15 protein-coding genes are annotated in these 17,302 nt (G+C 60.7%); 6 read left to right on the top strand and 9 right to left on the bottom strand.

The window, feature by feature from the left end; genetic code table 11:
* Nucleotides 1-33: 33 nt before the first annotated feature.
* Both trpLE and FB009_RS12720 read right to left on the bottom strand, forming a co-directional pair.
* Nucleotides 34-78: a trpE operon leader peptide TrpLE gene (gene trpLE / locus FB009_RS32995; protein ID WP_178385071.1), complete on the bottom strand. Its 45-nt coding sequence runs from the start codon at nt 76-78 to the stop codon at nt 34-36.
* 119 nt (nt 79-197) lie between these two features.
* Nucleotides 198-2,402 carry a TonB-dependent hemoglobin/transferrin/lactoferrin family receptor gene (locus tag FB009_RS12720; protein WP_012066519.1) on the bottom strand — a complete coding sequence of 735 codons (2,205 nt, stop codon included), beginning with the start codon at nt 2,400-2,402 and terminating at the stop codon, nt 198-200.
* A gap of 281 nt (nt 2,403-2,683) precedes the next feature.
* Between FB009_RS12720 and FB009_RS12715 the strand changes: the two genes are divergently transcribed.
* Nucleotides 2,684-3,526: an extensin-like domain-containing protein gene (locus FB009_RS12715; RefSeq protein ID WP_012066520.1), complete on the top strand. Its 843-nt coding sequence runs from the start codon at nt 2,684-2,686 to the stop codon at nt 3,524-3,526.
* Between the two features lie 47 nt (nt 3,527-3,573).
* Here the strand turns inward: FB009_RS12715 and FB009_RS12710 are convergent, their stop codons facing one another.
* From FB009_RS12710 to FB009_RS12675, 7 genes are all read right to left on the bottom strand, one after another.
* Nucleotides 3,574-5,277 carry a formate--tetrahydrofolate ligase gene (locus FB009_RS12710; protein WP_018013007.1) on the bottom strand — a complete coding sequence of 568 codons (1,704 nt, stop codon included), beginning with the start codon at nt 5,275-5,277 and terminating at the stop codon, nt 3,574-3,576.
* Between the two features lie 60 nt (nt 5,278-5,337).
* Nucleotides 5,338-6,558 (bottom strand): DUF2333 family protein, encoded by a 1,221-nt coding sequence (locus FB009_RS12705; RefSeq protein ID WP_012066522.1) that lies wholly within the window; start codon nt 6,556-6,558, stop codon nt 5,338-5,340.
* A gap of 3 nt (nt 6,559-6,561) precedes the next feature.
* A complete protein-coding gene (locus FB009_RS12700) occupies nt 6,562-7,851 on the bottom strand; it encodes a DUF6638 family protein (RefSeq protein WP_012066523.1) in 1,290 nt (429 codons plus the stop codon).
* Complete coding sequence (locus FB009_RS12695; protein ID WP_012066524.1) at nt 7,848-8,288, bottom strand: endonuclease domain-containing protein; 441 nt, start codon at nt 8,286-8,288, stop codon at nt 7,848-7,850. Before FB009_RS12695 ends, FB009_RS12700 begins: the two co-directional genes overlap by 4 nt.
* Nucleotides 8,289-8,465: 177 nt before the next feature.
* The gene (locus tag FB009_RS12685) at nt 8,466-10,382 is read right to left on the bottom strand and encodes an AAA family ATPase (protein WP_012066525.1); all 1,917 of its coding nucleotides are present in this window, start codon (nt 10,380-10,382) and stop codon (nt 8,466-8,468) included.
* 3 nt (nt 10,383-10,385) lie between these two features.
* Nucleotides 10,386-11,534 carry a hypothetical protein gene (locus FB009_RS12680; protein ID WP_012066526.1) on the bottom strand — a complete coding sequence of 383 codons (1,149 nt, stop codon included), beginning with the start codon at nt 11,532-11,534 and terminating at the stop codon, nt 10,386-10,388.
* Nucleotides 11,535-11,595: 61 nt separating this feature from the next.
* Nucleotides 11,596-12,684 (bottom strand): coiled-coil domain-containing protein, encoded by a 1,089-nt coding sequence (locus FB009_RS12675; protein WP_012066527.1) that lies wholly within the window; start codon nt 12,682-12,684, stop codon nt 11,596-11,598.
* Between the two features lie 316 nt (nt 12,685-13,000).
* On the opposite strand from FB009_RS12675, the gene FB009_RS12670 reads away from it, so the two are divergent.
* The 5 genes from FB009_RS12670 (at nt 13,001) to FB009_RS12650 (ending at nt 17,242) form a co-directional block, all read left to right on the top strand.
* The gene (locus FB009_RS12670) at nt 13,001-13,957 is read left to right on the top strand and encodes a choline ABC transporter substrate-binding protein (RefSeq protein ID WP_012066528.1); all 957 of its coding nucleotides are present in this window, start codon (nt 13,001-13,003) and stop codon (nt 13,955-13,957) included.
* Between the two features lie 152 nt (nt 13,958-14,109).
* Complete coding sequence (choW, locus tag FB009_RS12665; RefSeq protein WP_012066529.1) at nt 14,110-14,955, top strand: choline ABC transporter permease subunit; 846 nt, start codon at nt 14,110-14,112, stop codon at nt 14,953-14,955.
* Nucleotides 14,952-16,001 carry a choline ABC transporter ATP-binding protein gene (choV, locus tag FB009_RS12660; protein WP_012066530.1) on the top strand — a complete coding sequence of 350 codons (1,050 nt, stop codon included), beginning with the start codon at nt 14,952-14,954 and terminating at the stop codon, nt 15,999-16,001. Before choW ends, choV begins: the two co-directional genes overlap by 4 nt.
* Nucleotides 16,002-16,035: 34 nt before the next feature.
* Entirely contained in the window at nt 16,036-16,779 is a 744-nt protein-coding gene (locus FB009_RS12655; RefSeq protein ID WP_012066531.1) for a HugZ family pyridoxamine 5'-phosphate oxidase, read from the top strand.
* A 118-nt stretch (nt 16,780-16,897) separates the two neighbouring features.
* Nucleotides 16,898-17,242 carry an ArsR/SmtB family transcription factor gene (locus tag FB009_RS12650; RefSeq protein ID WP_012066532.1) on the top strand — a complete coding sequence of 115 codons (345 nt, stop codon included), beginning with the start codon at nt 16,898-16,900 and terminating at the stop codon, nt 17,240-17,242.
* The last annotated feature ends 60 nt before the right edge of the window (nt 17,243-17,302 follow it).

Here is a 17,302-nt window from a genome sequence, read left to right as displayed (position 1 = left end):
ACTCTCAATCACGCATGACTGGTCAAGGCCGCCTCAGCGAGCCCACCACCAGATCGAAATGTTCTGCGTGTTTGTCATGGACGCAAGTGTTAGCGCGGCTTGCGGTGGCGCGCAAGCGGGAAAAGTGGGCTGCTGATCCGGTCCTGTCAAAAGAAAGGCGGCCATCGGGGCCGCCCCTTGATGCATGCCTTCCAAGCTCAGAACCGCTGTGTCAGCGAGACCTTGAAAGTGCGCCCCGGCTCCGAATAGAAGTCGGCGGGCTGCGTGAACGCGTTCTGCGTGTTCACCGCGTCCCAATAGGTCTTGTCGAAGATGTTGTAGACGCCGGCATTTACTCTGAGACCCGGCATTTGCTCCGGCTCCCACCAGCCGGTGACATCGACGATGCCATAGCCCGGCGCCTTGAAACTGTTCGTCGATTTGTCGGACACGTCCATCGCGGCTGTCACGATGAGATCGGTTCCCCAGGTCTCTGCGGCGTAGCCGACATTGAGGACGCCTTTCAACGGGGCAACAGAACCAAGGACTTCGTCGGTATCGAGATCGCGGCCGTGAGCGTAGGCGAGCGCGGTACGCACGTGGACACCATTGGCGAAAACCTTGTGCCCCGAGACCTCGACGCCATGGATGGAGACATTGGCGCGGTTGATGGCTTCGGTGATGCCGATCGGGTAGGTGCCGGTCGGATCGAAACTCCAGCGCTCATCGATGAAATTTCTGTATCTGTTGTAGAAGGCAGCGATGCGACCGCCGAATTCCTCATCGCCGAGATTGGCTCCGATCTCGAAACCCTGGCTCGTTTCCGGCTTCAGGTCGGGATTGCCTATTTGAAGATAGCTGCCCGGTGCGCCGTAATTCAGATAGAGCTCCTCGGCGGTCGGAGGCCGGAAAGCCATTGCCCATTGCGCGAAGAGTTCGACCTCCTCCGCTGCCTGATAGGTTGCAAGCAGCTTCGGCGACAGCGCGAGGTCGCTCTGTCCCGGCGGCAAACCGTCATAGTTGGGGTTGCGCATGTAGGCGGCCGTGTTCTCAGGCGCGTAGTCGTACCAGTCGAGGCGAAGCCCCGGCGTCAGCGCGAAGGGTCCGTCGCCGATCGAGATGCGGTCCTGCAAGTAGACGCCGATTTTCCTGCTGTCGACGTCGGGGCTGTCAGACTGGTTGGTATGCAGGAAATTGCATGATGGGCTCGGCGCCGTGTCGCAGCTATCCTCGCCCGAGGAATATTGATGCAGCTTGCCGATGGCAAAGTCGCCGCCGAGCGTCACCTGGTGCTGCAGGTTACCGGTTTCAAAGAATTTCTCGACATAACCGCTGGCGCCGAAGCCCTCTTCTTCCGCTTCGTTGAGACGCGAATAGTCGCCGATCACCGACGTGCTGCGGTAGGCGTCGACGCCGTTTTCGCGCAACAGCCGCTGCCAGTAGACCGTCGCCGAAGCGCTGTCGAACCAAGCGTTGTCGTCGGTGGCTTCGAATTCGTAATCGAGCGAAAGACGCTCGCGCCGGGTGTCATCAAGCTTGTCGTAATCGCCCGGCCGATAATTGCCGAAGAGGCTCTGGCCGGACATGAAGTCGATATCCTTGTCGCGGTCGAAGCGCTCGGCCGTGAAGCCGAAAGTATGGCCGCTTTCGGTATATTGCCGCACCTTGAACAGGAGATTGTTCTGGTCGTAGTCAGCCGGGTCGGCCTCGGTGCGCGTCGTGGAATAGCCGCCGACGTCGCCGTTGCTCTCCCGTTCATGCCCCCTCCTGTACCCCCCCTGGAACAGGGCCGCCGTGTTGTCATAGCGCGCAGCAACGGCAGCGGAGCCCCCGAGGCTGTCGTCCTCGCCGTCATAGGCGAATTTGAAGATGCCGCCCCACGTCTTGCCCTCGCCGATCAGGTCCTCCGGTTCGAGCGTGCGCAGCACCACGGCTCCTCCGAGAGCACCGCCGCCCGCGCGGCTGGAATCCGCGCCGCGAACGATGTCGATGGTCGAGAGCGCCGAGAAATCGAAGCTGTCTATGCCGCCATCGGCATCGCGCGCGCCATCGTCGATGAAGGGGATGGGAATGCCGTCGATCGTCGTCAGCACGCGCGGCCCTTCGAGGCCGCGTATATTTACGCTGCCGCTCGTCCGGTTGAAGTTCACGCCAGGTTCGAGGCTTCTGCCCAGGTCTTCGAAGCTCGTGATCTGATTGCGGTCGAGTTCTTCCTCGGTCACTTGTTCTGCGAGCGGCGTGTCGGCCACACCCTCCTTCTCGCCGCCTTGGATGGAAAGTTTCTTCAGCACTGTTACGCGCCCCTGCTTTTCGGCGGCACCTGCCGCCTCCTCGGTGGATTGCGCGTGAGAAAGTGTCGTTTCGACGAGGGTAACGAATGCCGTGCAAGCCAAAAGCGCCAGGCGATGATGCCGGTTGAGCATGGACCAGTCCTTTTAAAAAATGTGAGGCCGGGCTTGCTGTTGAGCGGCGAACTCAAGGGCTGGCTGGGCATGTGCAGGAATCGAACAGGCGGCCAATCTCCGCCTTATTTCCGTCACATAAGAAAACATGAGTATTATTGTCAATATAAATTTGGGGCTTGTTCTTCATCGGCGTAGCCCCTGTGAAGCGAGGCCTCGTCCTCAGTTCCCGCACATTTGGAAACAGAATTGTTTCCCAGGCGTTTCGTCGTCTCGGACCGCTGGAAATGGAGAGGACCTGTATGCGCCGCACTGGAATCATTCTCGTTTCCGCCTTCCTCCTTTCGGGCGCAACGCTGCCCGAAACAGGGCCGCGGCCGGTGCCGAAACCGGTCACGGGCGGGGATCAGCCGATGCCGACGCCAAAGCCGCCGCAGCCGCAAGCCGATGATGCGAAGGCAAAGGAGTCCGGAGAGCCGCACAAGGCGCAGGAGCAGAATGGTGCGCGTGCCGGGGGAGAACAGCGCCCCGGTTGGAAGGACGACATTCTTGACGCCAGGCCGGTCCTGGCGATCGAAAAGGAAGACCCGAAGGAATATGCCGCCTGCCTGTCGGAACTCAAATCGCTCGGCAGCACGTTCGCCGAAGTCGATCGCATGGACGAGGGCAAGGGTTGCGGGATCGACAAGCCGGTCAAGGTCACTGCGATACTGCCGGGGGTGACCCTGAAGCCCGAGGGCGTGATGCGTTGCGAAGCCGCACTGGCGTTGGCTCGGTGGACCAAAGAAACGGCAGCGCCGGCCGCAAGGAGCGCCTTCGGGGCCGAAGCCCGCATCGTCGCTTTGAACCAGGCCTCGACCTATATCTGCCGCCTGAGGAACAATGCCGACACCGGCAAGATCTCCGAACATGCGCGCGGCAACGCGGTCGACATCGCTTCATTCACCCTTGGCGACGGCAAGGCCGTCGAAATCCAGCCACGCGACGAGGATGGCACCCTTACCGGCGCCTTTCAGCGGGCGGTCACGGCTTCGGCCTGCCTCTATTTCACGACCGTGCTCGACCCAGGCAGCGATGCTGCCCATGAAGACCATCTGCATCTCGATGTCATCGAAAGAAGGAACGGGTATCGGTATTGCCGTTGACGGCGCGCATGATGGCCCGCGGCGCCAGCCCAGCCTCTGAATCCCCTTCAGAACAAACCCTCGATGTATCCCTCCTCGTCGAGCCGTATCCGCTCCGAAGAGGGTACTTTCGGCAGGCCCGGCATCGTCATGATCTCGCCGGTGATGACGACGATGAACCCAGCGCCGGCGGCCAGGCGAACCTCGCGTATCGGTACGGTGTGGCCGGTGGGCGCGCCGCGGAGATTCGGGTCGGTGGAGAAGGAATATTGCGTCTTGGCCATGCAGATCGGCAGATGACCGTAACCCTGGTCTTCCCAGATTCGAAGCTGGTCGCGCACCAGCTTGTCGGCGATCACCTCGCTCGCGTGATAAATATCCTTGGCGATCGCCTCGATCTTCTGAAAAAGCGGCATCTCGTCGGGATAGAGCGGCGAAAACTGCGAATGGCCGGCGTCGGCGAGATCGGCAACCTTATCGGCAAGTTCCTCGATGCCGGCTGAGCCCTCTGCCCAATGCTTGCATAAGACCGCTTCGGAACCGAGCGTGCGGACATAGTCCTTGATCGCCTGGATTTCGGCCTCGGTATCGGAAGTGAAGTGGTTGATTGCGACGAGCACCGGTACGCCGAACTTCTTGACGTTCTGGATGTGGCGCCCGAGGTTCGGGCACCCCTTCCTGAGCGCTTCGACATTTTCTTTCGCGAGATCCTCCTTCTTCACGCCGCCGTTCATCTTGATTGCCCGGACCGTCGCAACGATCACCGCAGCATCCGGCATGAGGCCTGCCTTGCGGCACTTTATGTCGAAGAACTTCTCGGCACCGAGATCCGCACCGAAACCCGCTTCGGTCACGACGTAATCGGCAAGCTTCAGCGCCGTCGTGGTGGCAACGACCGAATTGCAGCCATGCGCGATATTGGCGAACGGACCGCCGTGCACGAATGCCGGATTGTTCTCGAGCGTCTGCACCAGGTTCGGCTGCATCGCGTCCTTGAGCAGCACCGCCATGGCTCCGTCGGCCTTGATATCGCGCGCATAGACCGGGCTCTTGTCGCGCCGATAGCCGATGATGATGTTGCCGAGCCGCCTTTCGAGGTCCCTGATGTCCATCGCGAGACAGAGGATCGCCATGACTTCCGAGGCGACGGTAATGTCGAAGCCGGTCTCTCGTGGATAGCCGTTGGCGACCCCGCCGAGCGAGCCGACGATATGGCGCAGCGCCCGGTCGTTCATGTCCATGACCCGCCGCCAGGCAATTCGGCGGATGTCAATCGCCTGCTCGTTCCCCCAATAGATGTGGTTGTCTATCAAGGCGGAGAGAAGGTTGTGGGCCGAAGTGATCGCGTGGAAATCGCCGGTGAAGTGGAGATTGATGTCCTCCATCGGCACGACCTGCGCATAACCGCCACCGGCCGCCCCGCCCTTGATACCGAAGCAAGGACCGAGCGAGGCCTCGCGAATACAGACGATCGCCTTCTTGCCGATACGGTTCAAGCCATCGACGAGACCGACGGTCGTCGTCGTCTTGCCCTCGCCCGCCGGCGTCGGGTTGATCGCTGTGACCAGGATGAGCCGCCCGTTCTTCTTCTCCCTTTGCGCCGCGATGAACTCGGCGCTCACCTTGGCCTTGTCATGGCCGTAGGGAAGCAGATGCTCCGGCGGGATACCGAGTCTCGCGCCGACCTCCATGATTGGTTGCTTGCGCGCCGCGCGCGCGATCTCGATGTCGGTCTTTACCTCTCCCACGGCTTCCCCCAGTTGCTTGCGCATCCCGCCTCCTCCGCGGCATCCGCAAGTCCGTTTCCTTTGCCTACGCTCGCACGAAGCCCGTCAACGGGCAAGAATATCGCGCATCTCCACCAGGTTGGAGCGGACCCGCAGGATATAAAAACCCATCGTCGCGAGGTGCGTTGGCATGATCCAGCCGTCCTCGCGGCCGTTCGAGATGATGAGCGGCTGGATCCTGAGCGCCGCGCGCAGCTGCTTCATCGTTTCGGTATAGATCGGCCCCAACCCACGCTGCGTGACGACATTCTCGAAATCGGCGCCGGCAGCCGAGAGGATGCCGTAATAGCCATAGAGCTGCCCGAAGGCGAACCAGAAGCGGTCGTCCGCGCGCGTGTCGAACCAGCCGCCATTGTGGAACTCCGAACGCTCGCGGATGATCGCGGACGTATTGCCGAGATCATTGGCAACGCGGTCCAGGAACTCGACCATGTTGTCGGACCGGCCGTCGAAGACCGCTTCGCACTTGCTGAGCGAGACATTGAACGTCCTGAGATCGCGCATCGCCGACCGATAGAAGCTCGGCGTCGGAGTCTTGGGACCAAAGGGGTTGAGACCGAAATACCAGGTCTCCTCGTCGAACTGGATGTTACCGCGCGCGCTTTGCAGCTCTCTGTTGACGCCGGACGTGCCACGCACGCGCCCGAGCGAATCCACCAGTTCCACCGCCGTGCGGCGAACGGCCTGGTTTATGCCGCGCTGAAAGGATGCCTTATTGTCCAGCCAGGGCGTATCGTCCCAGTCGACCCCGAAAAAGCCGAGCTTGTAGCCCAGCATCGACGATATCCACGCATTCTGATCGACGTTGAACTCGATGAGGTCCGCCGCTACGTCGACGACGGCCGATGTCTGGCAGACAGTCCCGGCCGGAAGCTCCGCCACCGCAAGGGCCTCGGTCGTGCTGTCCGCGCCGGAGGGAGCGACCGCGGCGTGGTTTGCGTCGACCGCGGAGCCGGACTGCCCGGTCGTCGCCCCTGGACCGCTGATGGGCGAGCCGGCCGGCGTCCTGCGTTCGACGAGCTTGTAGCGATCGACATAGTCCGGATTGAAATTAGTCCAGGCTTGCGTCTGCCAGACAAAGTAGCCGTAAAAGAGCACGAGGCAGAGGAGGATGAGACCGATCGGCCCCTTGATCACCCAGCTTCGCGCGCGATACCAGCTGCCGAGAGCGACGAAGGGCCAGAGAAGCCACGCCACCGCCAATCCGATGCCACGGCCTATTGCCGTGAATACACGCTGAAAGAACGCAACGATCGGATCGAACATGTTTTATTCCTCTTTGAGACCGTAGAGCTTTTGACGGAAGGCGGTCTTGTCCTTGAGATATGTGCCGGTCAATGTTGCAACAACATATTCGCGGAAGGTTTCGCTGTAGCCTTCATAGGCTTTGTAGAAGCCCTGCTTGTCGAATACGAATCGCGAAACGAAGTCGCGCGGGACGAGTTCGGAGACCAGCCGGTTGACGAGCCATTGATCCGGGTGCTGCGGGGCGGCCCGCACGAGCAGGAAACGATTTTTCGGTGCGACGTCCTGCATCTTGATCGTACCCGTTGCGGCGATCGCACGCGACATTTCCTGAAGGAAGGGGTAGGCCCCGTCGCGCGCGACAAGCGCCGCATTGCGATGTATCCAGGTCTGCAGCCATATTCGGTCGGCACGCCTCAGGTCGATCTCAGGATCGGCGTCGTTGACAAGTCCGCGGATGACCATGTCCGCCCGATGCTGGAAAAGACCGGAGGCCTGCACCCATGAGGCCTGCGGCAGCTGCAACCGGTTCGACGCCGCGAGAAAGTCGTAGATACGGGCGTAGTCGGTGATGGCGATGTAGCTCACCTGCCAGGGCCGCGACCGCCGGAAACCGGGGACCGAAGGATCGCAGATGACCGTCGTCGTTTTCTCGTCGAGGAAGACGTAGACGCCACTGAAGTGATTGGCCCAAAAGGCTTCGTGTCGGAAGACGAGCTCGTCCGGCACGAGCACGTTCTGCCTTATGTCGCCGGTCGCCTTGGCGAGCTCCACCATGCGGCCGAGCATCGCGTCGTCCGCCCAGGCATTCGGCACCTTCTTCAACCGGTCGACGAGTTCGCGCAGTTCGGTTGCCTTGCCGAGCATGTCCTCGGCGGAAAGCACACGGAAACGGACTTCGTTGATCGACAGGAGATCGTCTATGTCTTCAACCACCGAGACCGAATCCTCGATCTCGCCATAAAGAGCATCCTTGATCGTGATCGCGTTGATCGCACGGCTGTTGGCATTGAAGAATTCATGCATCAGCGCCGCGGTGTTGGAGAAGCTTGTGTGCACGACCGGCAGCTCCGCCTGCGCCGGCGTCAGGATGATAAAGCGCCGATTGACGCGATTGGGGTCCAGATAATCGCGGTCGCCGAGCTCCTCGGCGATTTCCGGAGAAAAGCCGGTCATGTCGATACTGAACCGCTGAAGCGAAGTCCGCTTCAGCCCGAATCCTTCCAGCGCCTTGTTGTAGCGAGCAATAAGATGCGGCTCCAAAATGTCCAGCAGCCGTCCATAGATGAGCTCTGCTTCCAGAAGACGCTTCATACGGCGATGGCCCTCATTTGCTCTGCTTCGGCCTCCAACTGTCTCTTCGCCGGAATGGACGTCAAATCCGCTGTCCTTACTTCCCCAAGCAAGCGCTTCTCCAGAAACGCCACGATCGTCTCCAGCACCGATGGACGGTCATTGAAGATTTGCATGTTCCAGAAGCGCACCACGCTCCAGCCAGTTGCGACCATGTTTTCGTCCCGCCTGATATCGCTACTTCTGTTCGCATGTTGGCTGCCGTCGACTTCGACAACCAAACGTTCATCACGGCACCCAAAGTCCGCAAAGTAAGGGCCAAGCGGAAGCTGCCGGACGAACTTGAAGCCGTTGAGATGCCGGCCTCGCAGTTCCGACCAGAGGAGCGCTTCCGCATCGTTGTCCGCCTGCCGCAGGCGTCTGGCGCGCTTTGTCTGACGTTCGTTCGCACCCCTCATGCTAACCTCTGCTGCCCCTCACCCTAACCCTCTCCCCGCAGGCGGGGAGAGGGGACGAGATCCCGTAGGCGCGTTGTCGGGTGCGATTGAACACAACGGTGTCCCCTCTCCCCGCGCGCGGGGAGAGGGCTAGGGTGAGGGGCAAACCCAGGTGAGGGGCGACCGCTAACACAACCGTCATCCCTGCCACCTGCCCTCGCGCTTCATCGTCTCGATCTCGCGGATCGCCTTCTCGCGCTGCCGCTCGCGCCGGATGATTTCGGCAACGGCCGCGTCATCCGATTTGTCGGTGTAGCGGAACTCGCTGTCGGCGTAGCGGTTGATCTCCTGCAGCACCATGTCGATGGTGATCGGACCGCGCAGTTCCTCGATCATCGCCGTCTTCTCATCGTAGGGCTTGTGCATGAACGCAGCCGGATCCTTGAACCAGTCATCGGGCAGTTCGATATCCATCGCCCTCAGCTTGACCGCATCGGTGATGTTCCTTATCGCGCGGCCGGTGAAGCGGGGCTCGGCTTCCTTGATCATGTGCAGATAGGCTCCGACATCGGCAAGCGTGGCAATCTTGCCCTTCTCCTTCTCGTAGCGCTCCCAGACGGCGGCAAGTCCCTCCTCCTGCGGCCGCCCATGTGCGGCATAGGACTGCGAGACGGCGCGCTTGATCTCCTGCCCGGCATAGAGCTCATGCTCGCCGAGCGGGATCTGGTGGTTCTTGCCGACGAGCAACGCGAAAATGTCGATGTAGTCGTCTTCCGTCTGCGGTCCGTCGACCAGCCAGCGCGCTCCGGCCCGCTGGCGCAGCGCATCGTCGACGTTATCGGGATAGTTCGAGAACATGCCGAAGGTGCAGTTGCCGCGCACCACAGTCGAGGCACCGGCAAAACTCTCCATCAGCACCGCCGTTACCTCATGCTGACCGGCCGAAGCGCGGTCGTCGGAGCGTTTCGCCGCCACCTGGTCGACATCGTCGACCGTGCCGAAGCCGATCGCCCGCGGGTTCATGACGTTGTTGATGAATTCCTTGCAGTTCTGACCCGATTTGCCCTGATAGGAGGAAATCTGGTCCACGCCGAAATTTTCATAGTGGAAGGCGTAGCCGGCAACGCCGCAATAGTCGTGCAGCATGCCCGCAAGCATCTGGATCAGGATCGTCTTGCCGGTGCCAGGCATTCCGTCGCCGATGAAAGTGAAGAGGAATCCGCCAAGTTCGACGAAGGGGTTCATCTGCCGGTCGAAGTCGTAGGCCATCAGCATCTTGGCGAGCTTCAGCGCCTGGTATTTGGCAATGTGATTGCCGATGATCTCCTCGGGTTTCTTGAAGGTCATGACCAGCGGCTTGCGCTTCTGGCCGGGCGTCACGTCGAAACCATTGAGCGTGAAATTGTCCTGATCCAGACGGATGTGCACGCTCTCGAAATTCTGCAGACCGGTGAAGCGAGCCTTCCGAGCGACCAAACCTTCAAGCGCAACGCGTGCGAAGGCCCGGCTTCGCGCGGTCAGTGCAAGCTCGTCAGACGCCCCGGCTAGGCTGCGGTCGAGACCGGCGATCATGCTCTTCAGCGCATCCTGCGGCGTGTCGAAGAGAAAATCCGGTTCCGCGGCATCGTCGACCGGCTCGCCCTCACCCTGCAGCGTCGCGCCGATATAGGCAGCCAGCGTGAAGGCGGCGATATAGGCCGAAGCCGAAAGCAGAGCCTTGAAATGAGCCGCATCCTCACCGGCGAGCGGCGCGGTGGCATTGCGCGCCTGCAACTGTTCGAGGTTCGTCTGACGCGCGAAGACATCGGAAACGGCCAGCGCCACCTGGATGCCGCGGCGCGTGCGATAGAGCACCGCATGCTGTGCGGGCGACAGGAGCGGATCGGCGCTGCGCACCGCCTGAATGGTGCGCGCGAGTTCGACCTCGCGGCTACGGCGCTGACCGCCGGTCGAGACCGTCGAAACGAAGCGGCGACCTGTTCCCGCCAGCGGCGTGCCGGCGGCGCCGTCGTCCCGCTCGAGAATGGCCAGTTTGCTGACGAGGCTCTGCGCGACCGCCTGATGTTTTGCGATCTCATCCTCATGCAGGGTCGTCAGCCCTGTGTTCAACGCCATGGCCTAAACCTCGCTCACCACCTGGTTGCCGGAAATGACATGCACCTTGTAATCGCCGAAGACCTGGGCGGCCTCGCCGGAGGCATAGAGCGCCTGATAGGCGTCGTGGGGGACCAGGGCGTGCTTCTCATAGGCGCTCACGCCCATGCGCGCCGCCTCGAGATCGGAGGTCTCGATGTGAAACTCCTCCTGCGCCGGCGTAGAGGACCAGAAGCCGTTCTTCGCCGGCCGCTCGGCCTTGGAGAAGACCTCCTGCACGGTCCAGGTGAGCAGCCAGGCATTTTCACTCTTTCGCACCCGGGAGAGAATGTCGTTGATCCGTGCATTGTTCTCGGTGATGCCCGCCGAATAGAAGGGGCCAAGCACGATGCGTCGAAGCTGTTTTGGATGCAGTTCCGTGAAATCCTTGTCGAGATTGGTGGCGATGGTCACCGGCGTCAGCGAATAGGCGCTGTTCTTGGAGGCGAAATCGTCGAAACGGCTTGCGAGCTGCGGATTGAGCAGGCCGCCGACCGGCAACGGAATCTCGACGCCCGGATTGAGCTTGCCATCCTCCGTCACCAGCATTTCAATCACGTTTTCGGAGGAATCTTCGATCGTCGCCATATAGACCATCGGCAGGGTTTGACTCCCGTCGAATGCGCCCCAGGAGACGACGTAATAGGGCCGCATCGTTTTCGGGTTGACGGCAACCCGGATCGTCTCCGGCAGGACGAAGGGCGAGAAGATGTCGCCCTTGCCGATCTGCTCCAGATAGAGCCTTTCGGCCATGCGGACCTGAAGCGCCTCCGGGAACGCCTTCTGCCTCAGGATGAAATCGACCATTTCGTCGCGCAATGCATCGGCGGACGGAATGCTCGCGAGCCGCTTTTCCGCGTCGCGCCGATCGTTCTCGAGCTCCAACACGTTCTGGTAGACGGGAAAGCCGCTTTCGGCGCGGGAGATGCGGAACTGCTCCACGAACCCGATGCGGTTTTCCCAGCAAGCGATCGAGGCTTTCAGCCGGGCAAGATAGGGAACGATCACCTCGCCGACGACGCTGTTGCGGTAAAGCGGCGAGTTGCGGTCTGCTAGGAAGAGCTCGAGCCCTGCCAGAGCGGCGCGGATGGAACCGAAATATTGCCTGACGGCCGGAGAAATGGCGGTATTCATGGCAACTCTCCCGGCAAAGGCCGAAAGCCGGTCGGAAATCGGGTCATCGCCGCCTTGCCGATCACTGCTTCACGTAATTTGCGGCGTTGTGCTTGTCCATCACCGTCTGGAAGCGGCGCGCGAAGGCGTCGTCGGCGAGTTTCTTGCGCCGCTGGATATCCTGCGTCGCAAGCATGTTCTTTTCATGCATCTCCAGCAAGTCGCCGATGTGGCGCTGCGCGGCCGCTCCGATCCCCGCCATGGTCTCCTCGGCGGCAGTGTCGACCTGACTGCCGAGCGTGTTGATCTTGTGCGCCACATCCTGCTGCGCAGCCGTTTTCAGCGAATCCTCCAGCGCCTTGTAAAGTACGATGCGCTGTTCGGTGTCGATCGTCAGCTTGTTGATCAGCGTGTTCTGGGCGGCGATCTGGTTGTTGAGCGAATCGACGAAGGTCTGGAACATGGCCGTGTAGCGCTCCAGCGTCTGGCTCTCGGCCAGAAGTTCTTGCTCCTTCGCCTGCTTTTCGTTGTATTCGGTCGCAAGCTGCGAGCGCTCGCCTTCGAGGTCGGTGCGGGTCTTCTGGTCGGTCGAGGCTGCGATCCTGTTCTCTATGTCGAGCAGCAGCGGGTTCAGTTCCTCGATCCGCTTCTGAGTCTGCTCCAGCGACGCCATCGTGCCCTTGCGACGCTCGATCACCTGGATGAGGCTCTGTTCGGAGGTCTTGTAGCGCTGGTCGAGGATCGCTCTCTGGTCCTTGAGGATGCCGACGATGGTGTCCGATTTCGAAAGCAGCTCCTGAAGGTTGCCGGCAAGCGACATGTTGCGCACGCGATCGGTTCGCAAACGCTGCATCTTCTGCTTGGAGAAGATGCCGATGAACTTTTCGTAGCCGGTATAGCTCTTCATGCTCTCGAACTCGGCACCGAAGACATTGGTCGCATCTTCCAGTCCGATGATCAGGTCGGCGATGTTGGCTTCCATCACCTTCTGCTGGTTGACGACGTCCTGGATGCGGGCGTTCTCGATATCGAAATTGACATCGCCGAGCTTGGTCTCCGCCTTGGCGAATTGATCGAGCACGACGCCGGACTGCTCGAGCTTGCTGCGCATGTCCTTGACGACATTCCTGGTCTTATCGATCTCGGCGTCAAAATTCTGAAGCGTCGCCATTGCCTTCTCCCCTAAGCCAGCAGTGAAAGCCGACTGTTTCAGCCCTTGATTGCACTCATATAAAGGATGTTTAGCACGGAACGACAAGGGCGGTGGCCGGTTTTTCGATCGGCCGCACGACAGAGAGGCTTGCGCTCTTCGTCCCTCGGCTGGCGCGTCGGCAGGCCGGCATTTCGTGAGCATTGCGACATTCGACGTCGCTTTGTGCATCCCCTTAATGTACTGAGGCAATACACTTCTTTAAATGCCGAGGTGCTTGTATTCGAGCTTCATTGGTGTTTGGCTAAGAAGAACACGAGGCAGGGGAACGACAACGATGATAAGGACACTTTCTCGCGAATTCATGCTGGCAGGTGCCGTTTGCATGGCAACCCTGACCGCCGGACCCGCATTCGCGGCGGAGCCGGAAAGCTGCGGTACGGTCCGCTTCTCCGACGTCGGCTGGACCGATATCACAGCAACCACCGCGACCGCGACGACCATCCTCGAAGCGCTCGGTTACGAGACGGACGTGAAGGTTCTGTCGGTGCCCGTTACCTACACCTCGCTGAAGAACAAGGACATCGACGTCTTTCTCGGCAACTGGATGCCGACCATGGAAGCGGACATCGCCCCCTATCGCGAAGACAAGTCCGTCGAGACGGTACGCGAGAACCTCGCAGGTGCGAAATACACGCTTGCGACAAATGCCAAGGGCGCGGAGCTCGGCATCAAGGACTTCAAGGATATCGCCGCGCACAAGGAGGAGCTCGACGGCAAGATCTACGGGATCGAGCCGGGCAATGACGGCAACCGCCTGATCATCGACATGGTCGAAAAAGGCACTTTCGATCTCAAGGGCTTCGAAGTCGTCGAATCTTCCGAGCAGGGCATGCTCGCGCAGGTCGCCCGCGCTGAAAAATCCGGCGACCCGATCGTTTTTCTCGGATGGGAGCCGCATCCGATGAACGCGAATTTCAAGCTCACCTATCTATCCGGTGGCGATGACGTGTTCGGCCCCGACTACGGTGGCGCCACCGTGCATACCAATGTGCGCGCCGGCTACACGACCGAATGCCCCAATGTCGGCAAGCTTCTCCAAAACCTCTCGTTTTCGCTCCAGATGGAGAACGAGATCATGGGCAAGATCCTGAACGATGGCGAAGACCCGGAAAAGGCTGCAGCTTCGTGGCTGAAGGACAATCCGCAAGCAATCGAACCGTGGCTTGCGGGGGTCACCACGAAGGACGGCGGCGATGGGCCGGCCGCCGTCAAGAGCGCGCTGGGCCTCTGACCGGATCACGCGTAGCATTTGAATTGCTGCATGTTCCGTGCTCCAATCGGCTGCGTTATGGGGATGCGTGCAGTGAGGCGGGGAAACACCCCGCCTTTTTTCCACCGGTCTTCCGACCTGAGTGCTGACCCTGGCAAGAGGGACCCTGTTTCGTGGAACTCCTGACTGAAAACCCAATCCCGATCGGCGCCTGGGCGAAGGCCTTTGTCGACTGGCTGACGACGAATTTCGACCTTTTCTTCGACCAGCTCGCCAATGTGCTTTCGGGCATCATTTCCGTCCTGCTCTACATTCTCCAAACGCCGCATCCGCTCATCGTCATCGCCATCGTGACGGCGCTGGCATGGTGGTTTCGCCGGTCCATCGGCATTGCCGTTTTCACCTGTCTCGGAATGCTGCTGATCGTCAATCAGGGATACTGGCAGGAGACCACGGAAACGCTGGCCCTGGTGCTTGCGGCGACCTTCGTCAGCATGGCCGTCGGGGTGCCGCTCGGTATAGCCGCCGCGCGCCGCGCCTGGATTTACTCGTTCATGCGCCCGATCCTGGACCTGATGCAGACGATCCCCACCTTCGTCTACCTCATCCCGGCGCTGATTCTCTTCGGTCTCGGCATGGTACCCGGGCTGATCGCCACCGTTATCTTCGCCATACCCGCGCCAATCCGGCTGACGCGGCTCGGTATCATCTCGACACCGCCTGCGCTTGTGGAGGCCGCAGAATCCTTCGGCGCCACGCCCTGGCAGGTGCTGCGCAAGGTAGAACTTCCCTTCGCCATGCCGCAGATCATGGCGGGTCTCACGCAGACGATCATGCTGTCCCTTTCGATGGTGGTGATCGCGGCGCTCGTCGGAGCCGACGGCCTCGGAGTGCCGGTACTCAGGGCTCTGAACACGGTGAACATCGCCAGGGGATTCGAGTCCGGCCTCTGCATCGTCATTCTTGCGATCGTCCTCGACCGCCTTTTCCGTTCGTCCGATGAAGGAGAAGGCGCATGACCGACGCCGTCATTTTCAAGAATGTCGACATCATCTTCGGCAAAAATCCGCAGATCGCAACGCAAATGGTCGATCAGGGCAAGACGCGGGACGAGATCGGTGCTGCCACCGGGCTGGTCCTGGGGGTCGCCGGCGCTTCGCTGACCATCAACGAGGGCGAGATTCTCGTTCTGATGGGGCTGTCCGGTTCCGGCAAGTCGACGCTGCTCAGGGCCGTCAACGGCCTTGCGCCGGTTGTGCGCGGCGAGGTCGAGGTGAAGACCGGGAACGGGGCTCTCAACCCTTATCGCTGCAACGCCAAGTCTCTGCGGGACTTCCGCATGCATACGGTCTCGATGGTGTTCCAGCAGTTTGCCCTTCTGCCGTGGCGAAGCGTGGCGGACAATGTCGGTTTCGGGCTCGAATTGGCAGGCGTAGCCGATGCCGAACGGCGCAAGCGCGTCGACGAGCAGCTTGAACTCGTCAATCTTACGCAATGGGCGGATCGCAAGGTCAACGAACTCTCAGGCGGCATGCAACAGCGCGTCGGCCTTGCCAGGGCCTTTGCCACCGGAGCCCCTATCCTTCTGATGGACGAACCGTTCTCGGCACTCGACCCGCTGATCCGCACACGCCTTCAGGACGAATTGCTCGAATTCCAGCGGCGGTTAAAAAAAACGATCATCTTCGTCAGCCACGACCTCGACGAGGCCTTCCGCATCGGCAACCGGATCGCCATCATGGAAGGTGGAAGAATCATCCAGTGCGGAACGCCGCAGGAGATCGTGAGGAGCCCGGCAAACCAGTATGTCGCCGATTTCGTCCAGCACATGAATCCGATTTCGATGCTGACGGCGAAGGATGTGATGCAGAGCGGTGTCGGGCGAACCGCTGCAAGTACCGGCGTCACGGCGACCGCAAAGCCAACCACGCCACTCGTCGATATTCTCGATGCCATGTCGCGCCAGCCGGGCAGCATAGGTGTGGTCGACAACGGCGCGGTCGTCGGTACTATCGACGCGCAGAACATCGTCGAGGGACTGACGCGCCACCGCAGCAAAAACTGACGCGGCACGACGGACCGTCGCAAGGAGACGAAGCATGAGCGAAAAACCCAATGTGCTGCGCGAGACGGATGACGAGGCGCGCAAGCTCGCACGGGTGCTCCTTCGGTCGGCGAGAAGCGCCGCTCTGGCCGTGACGGAACCGGGGAGCGGCGGCTTTCCTTTCGTCAGCCGCGTCCTCGTCGGCATCGATATCGACGGCACGCCCGTCATTCTGGTGTCGCGGCTATCGACACATACGCAGGCGCTCACCGCAGACCGGCGCGCTTCGCTGCTGACCGGAGAGCCTGGCAAAGGCGACCCGCTCGCCCATCCTCGGCTGACCGTCCAATGCGCTGCGGAGGCGGTTCCGCGGGATGGCCCCCTTCACCAGCGTCTTCGCGAGCGCTTCCTCCGCCGGCACCCCAAGTCCAAGCTTTATGTCGATTTTCCGGACTTCGGCTTCTTCCGTCTCAAGCCGCTTCGGGCGAGCCTGAATGGCGGTTTCGGCCGCGCCTATGTGCTGACGGCAGAGGACCTCGCCATCGCTTCACCGGCCGCCGACGCGCTTGCGGAAATGGAAGGCGGCGCGATAGAACACATGAACAGTGATCACGCCGACGCCGTGAGACATTATGCAACCGGGCATTGCCACGCCCCCGAAGGCGACTGGAAGATCGTCGGCATCGATGCGGCGGGTCTCGACCTTTCGGACGGGGACCGTCTGCGCCGCCTCGAATTCGATACGCCCCTTGCCGAGACAGCCGAATTACGGCCATTTCTAAAAAAACTTAACCGTTAATCCCATCTTAGCTACCCCCATTTCTTGCAGTGGGTGGTTGCCCTTTTATGCATCACGGCTAATGATCGTGCTTCGTCAATCATAAGTACGTGTGATGAATTTTCGCATGGAGCACACGATGCAGCCTCTTCCGCCTGAAAAACACGAGGAAGCCGAAATAGCGGCCGGCTTCCTTTCGGCCATGGCAAATCCGAAACGCCTGCTCATCCTCGACTCTCTCGTCAAGGAGGAAATGGCGGTTGGTACCTTGGCCAATAAGGTCGGGCTGAGCCAGTCGGCACTTTCTCAACACCTTTCGAAGCTTCGTGCCCAGAATCTGGTCAGTACCCGTCGCGACGCACAGACGATCTATTATTCGAGCTCTTCCGACGCCGTTTTGAAGATCCTGGGCGCACTATCCGAAATCTACGGCGAACAAACCAATGCCGTGGAAGAAAAGCCTCTCATTCGCAAATCGGCGTAATCTCCCAAGACCTCCGTCGACCGGCAGCAATGCCTGATTGAGCCCCGCCGATTCGATGGC

The sequence above is a fragment of the Sinorhizobium medicae genome, assembly GCF_007827695.1.
In the GTDB taxonomy this organism is placed as follows: Bacteria; Pseudomonadota; Alphaproteobacteria; order Rhizobiales; family Rhizobiaceae; genus Sinorhizobium; species Sinorhizobium medicae.
Note: the sequence above shows the minus strand (reverse complement) of the source record. Positions and strands in the feature narration are given on the sequence as shown.

Coding starts and splice junctions, on each gene's coding strand:
- FB009_RS12695 (WP_012066524.1), bottom strand. CDS start 8,288: ATGAGGGGTGCGAACGAACGTCAGACAAAGCGCGCCAGACGCCTGCGG.
- FB009_RS12720 (WP_012066519.1), bottom strand. CDS start 2,402: ATGCTCAACCGGCATCATCGCCTGGCGCTTTTGGCTTGCACGGCATTC.
- FB009_RS12685 (WP_012066525.1), bottom strand. CDS start 10,382: ATGGCGTTGAACACAGGGCTGACGACCCTGCATGAGGATGAGATCGCA.
- FB009_RS12655 (WP_012066531.1), top strand. CDS start 16,036: ATGAGCGAAAAACCCAATGTGCTGCGCGAGACGGATGACGAGGCGCGC.
- FB009_RS12710 (WP_018013007.1), bottom strand. CDS start 5,277: ATGCGCAAGCAACTGGGGGAAGCCGTGGGAGAGGTAAAGACCGACATC.
- FB009_RS12675 (WP_012066527.1), bottom strand. CDS start 12,684: ATGGCGACGCTTCAGAATTTTGACGCCGAGATCGATAAGACCAGGAAT.
- choV (WP_012066530.1), top strand. CDS start 14,952: ATGACCGACGCCGTCATTTTCAAGAATGTCGACATCATCTTCGGCAAA.
- FB009_RS12700 (WP_012066523.1), bottom strand. CDS start 7,851: ATGAAGCGTCTTCTGGAAGCAGAGCTCATCTATGGACGGCTGCTGGAC.
- FB009_RS12715 (WP_012066520.1), top strand. CDS start 2,684: ATGCGCCGCACTGGAATCATTCTCGTTTCCGCCTTCCTCCTTTCGGGC.
- FB009_RS12670 (WP_012066528.1), top strand. CDS start 13,001: ATGATAAGGACACTTTCTCGCGAATTCATGCTGGCAGGTGCCGTTTGC.
- FB009_RS12650 (WP_012066532.1), top strand. CDS start 16,898: ATGCAGCCTCTTCCGCCTGAAAAACACGAGGAAGCCGAAATAGCGGCC.
- FB009_RS12705 (WP_012066522.1), bottom strand. CDS start 6,558: ATGTTCGATCCGATCGTTGCGTTCTTTCAGCGTGTATTCACGGCAATA.
- FB009_RS12680 (WP_012066526.1), bottom strand. CDS start 11,534: ATGAATACCGCCATTTCTCCGGCCGTCAGGCAATATTTCGGTTCCATC.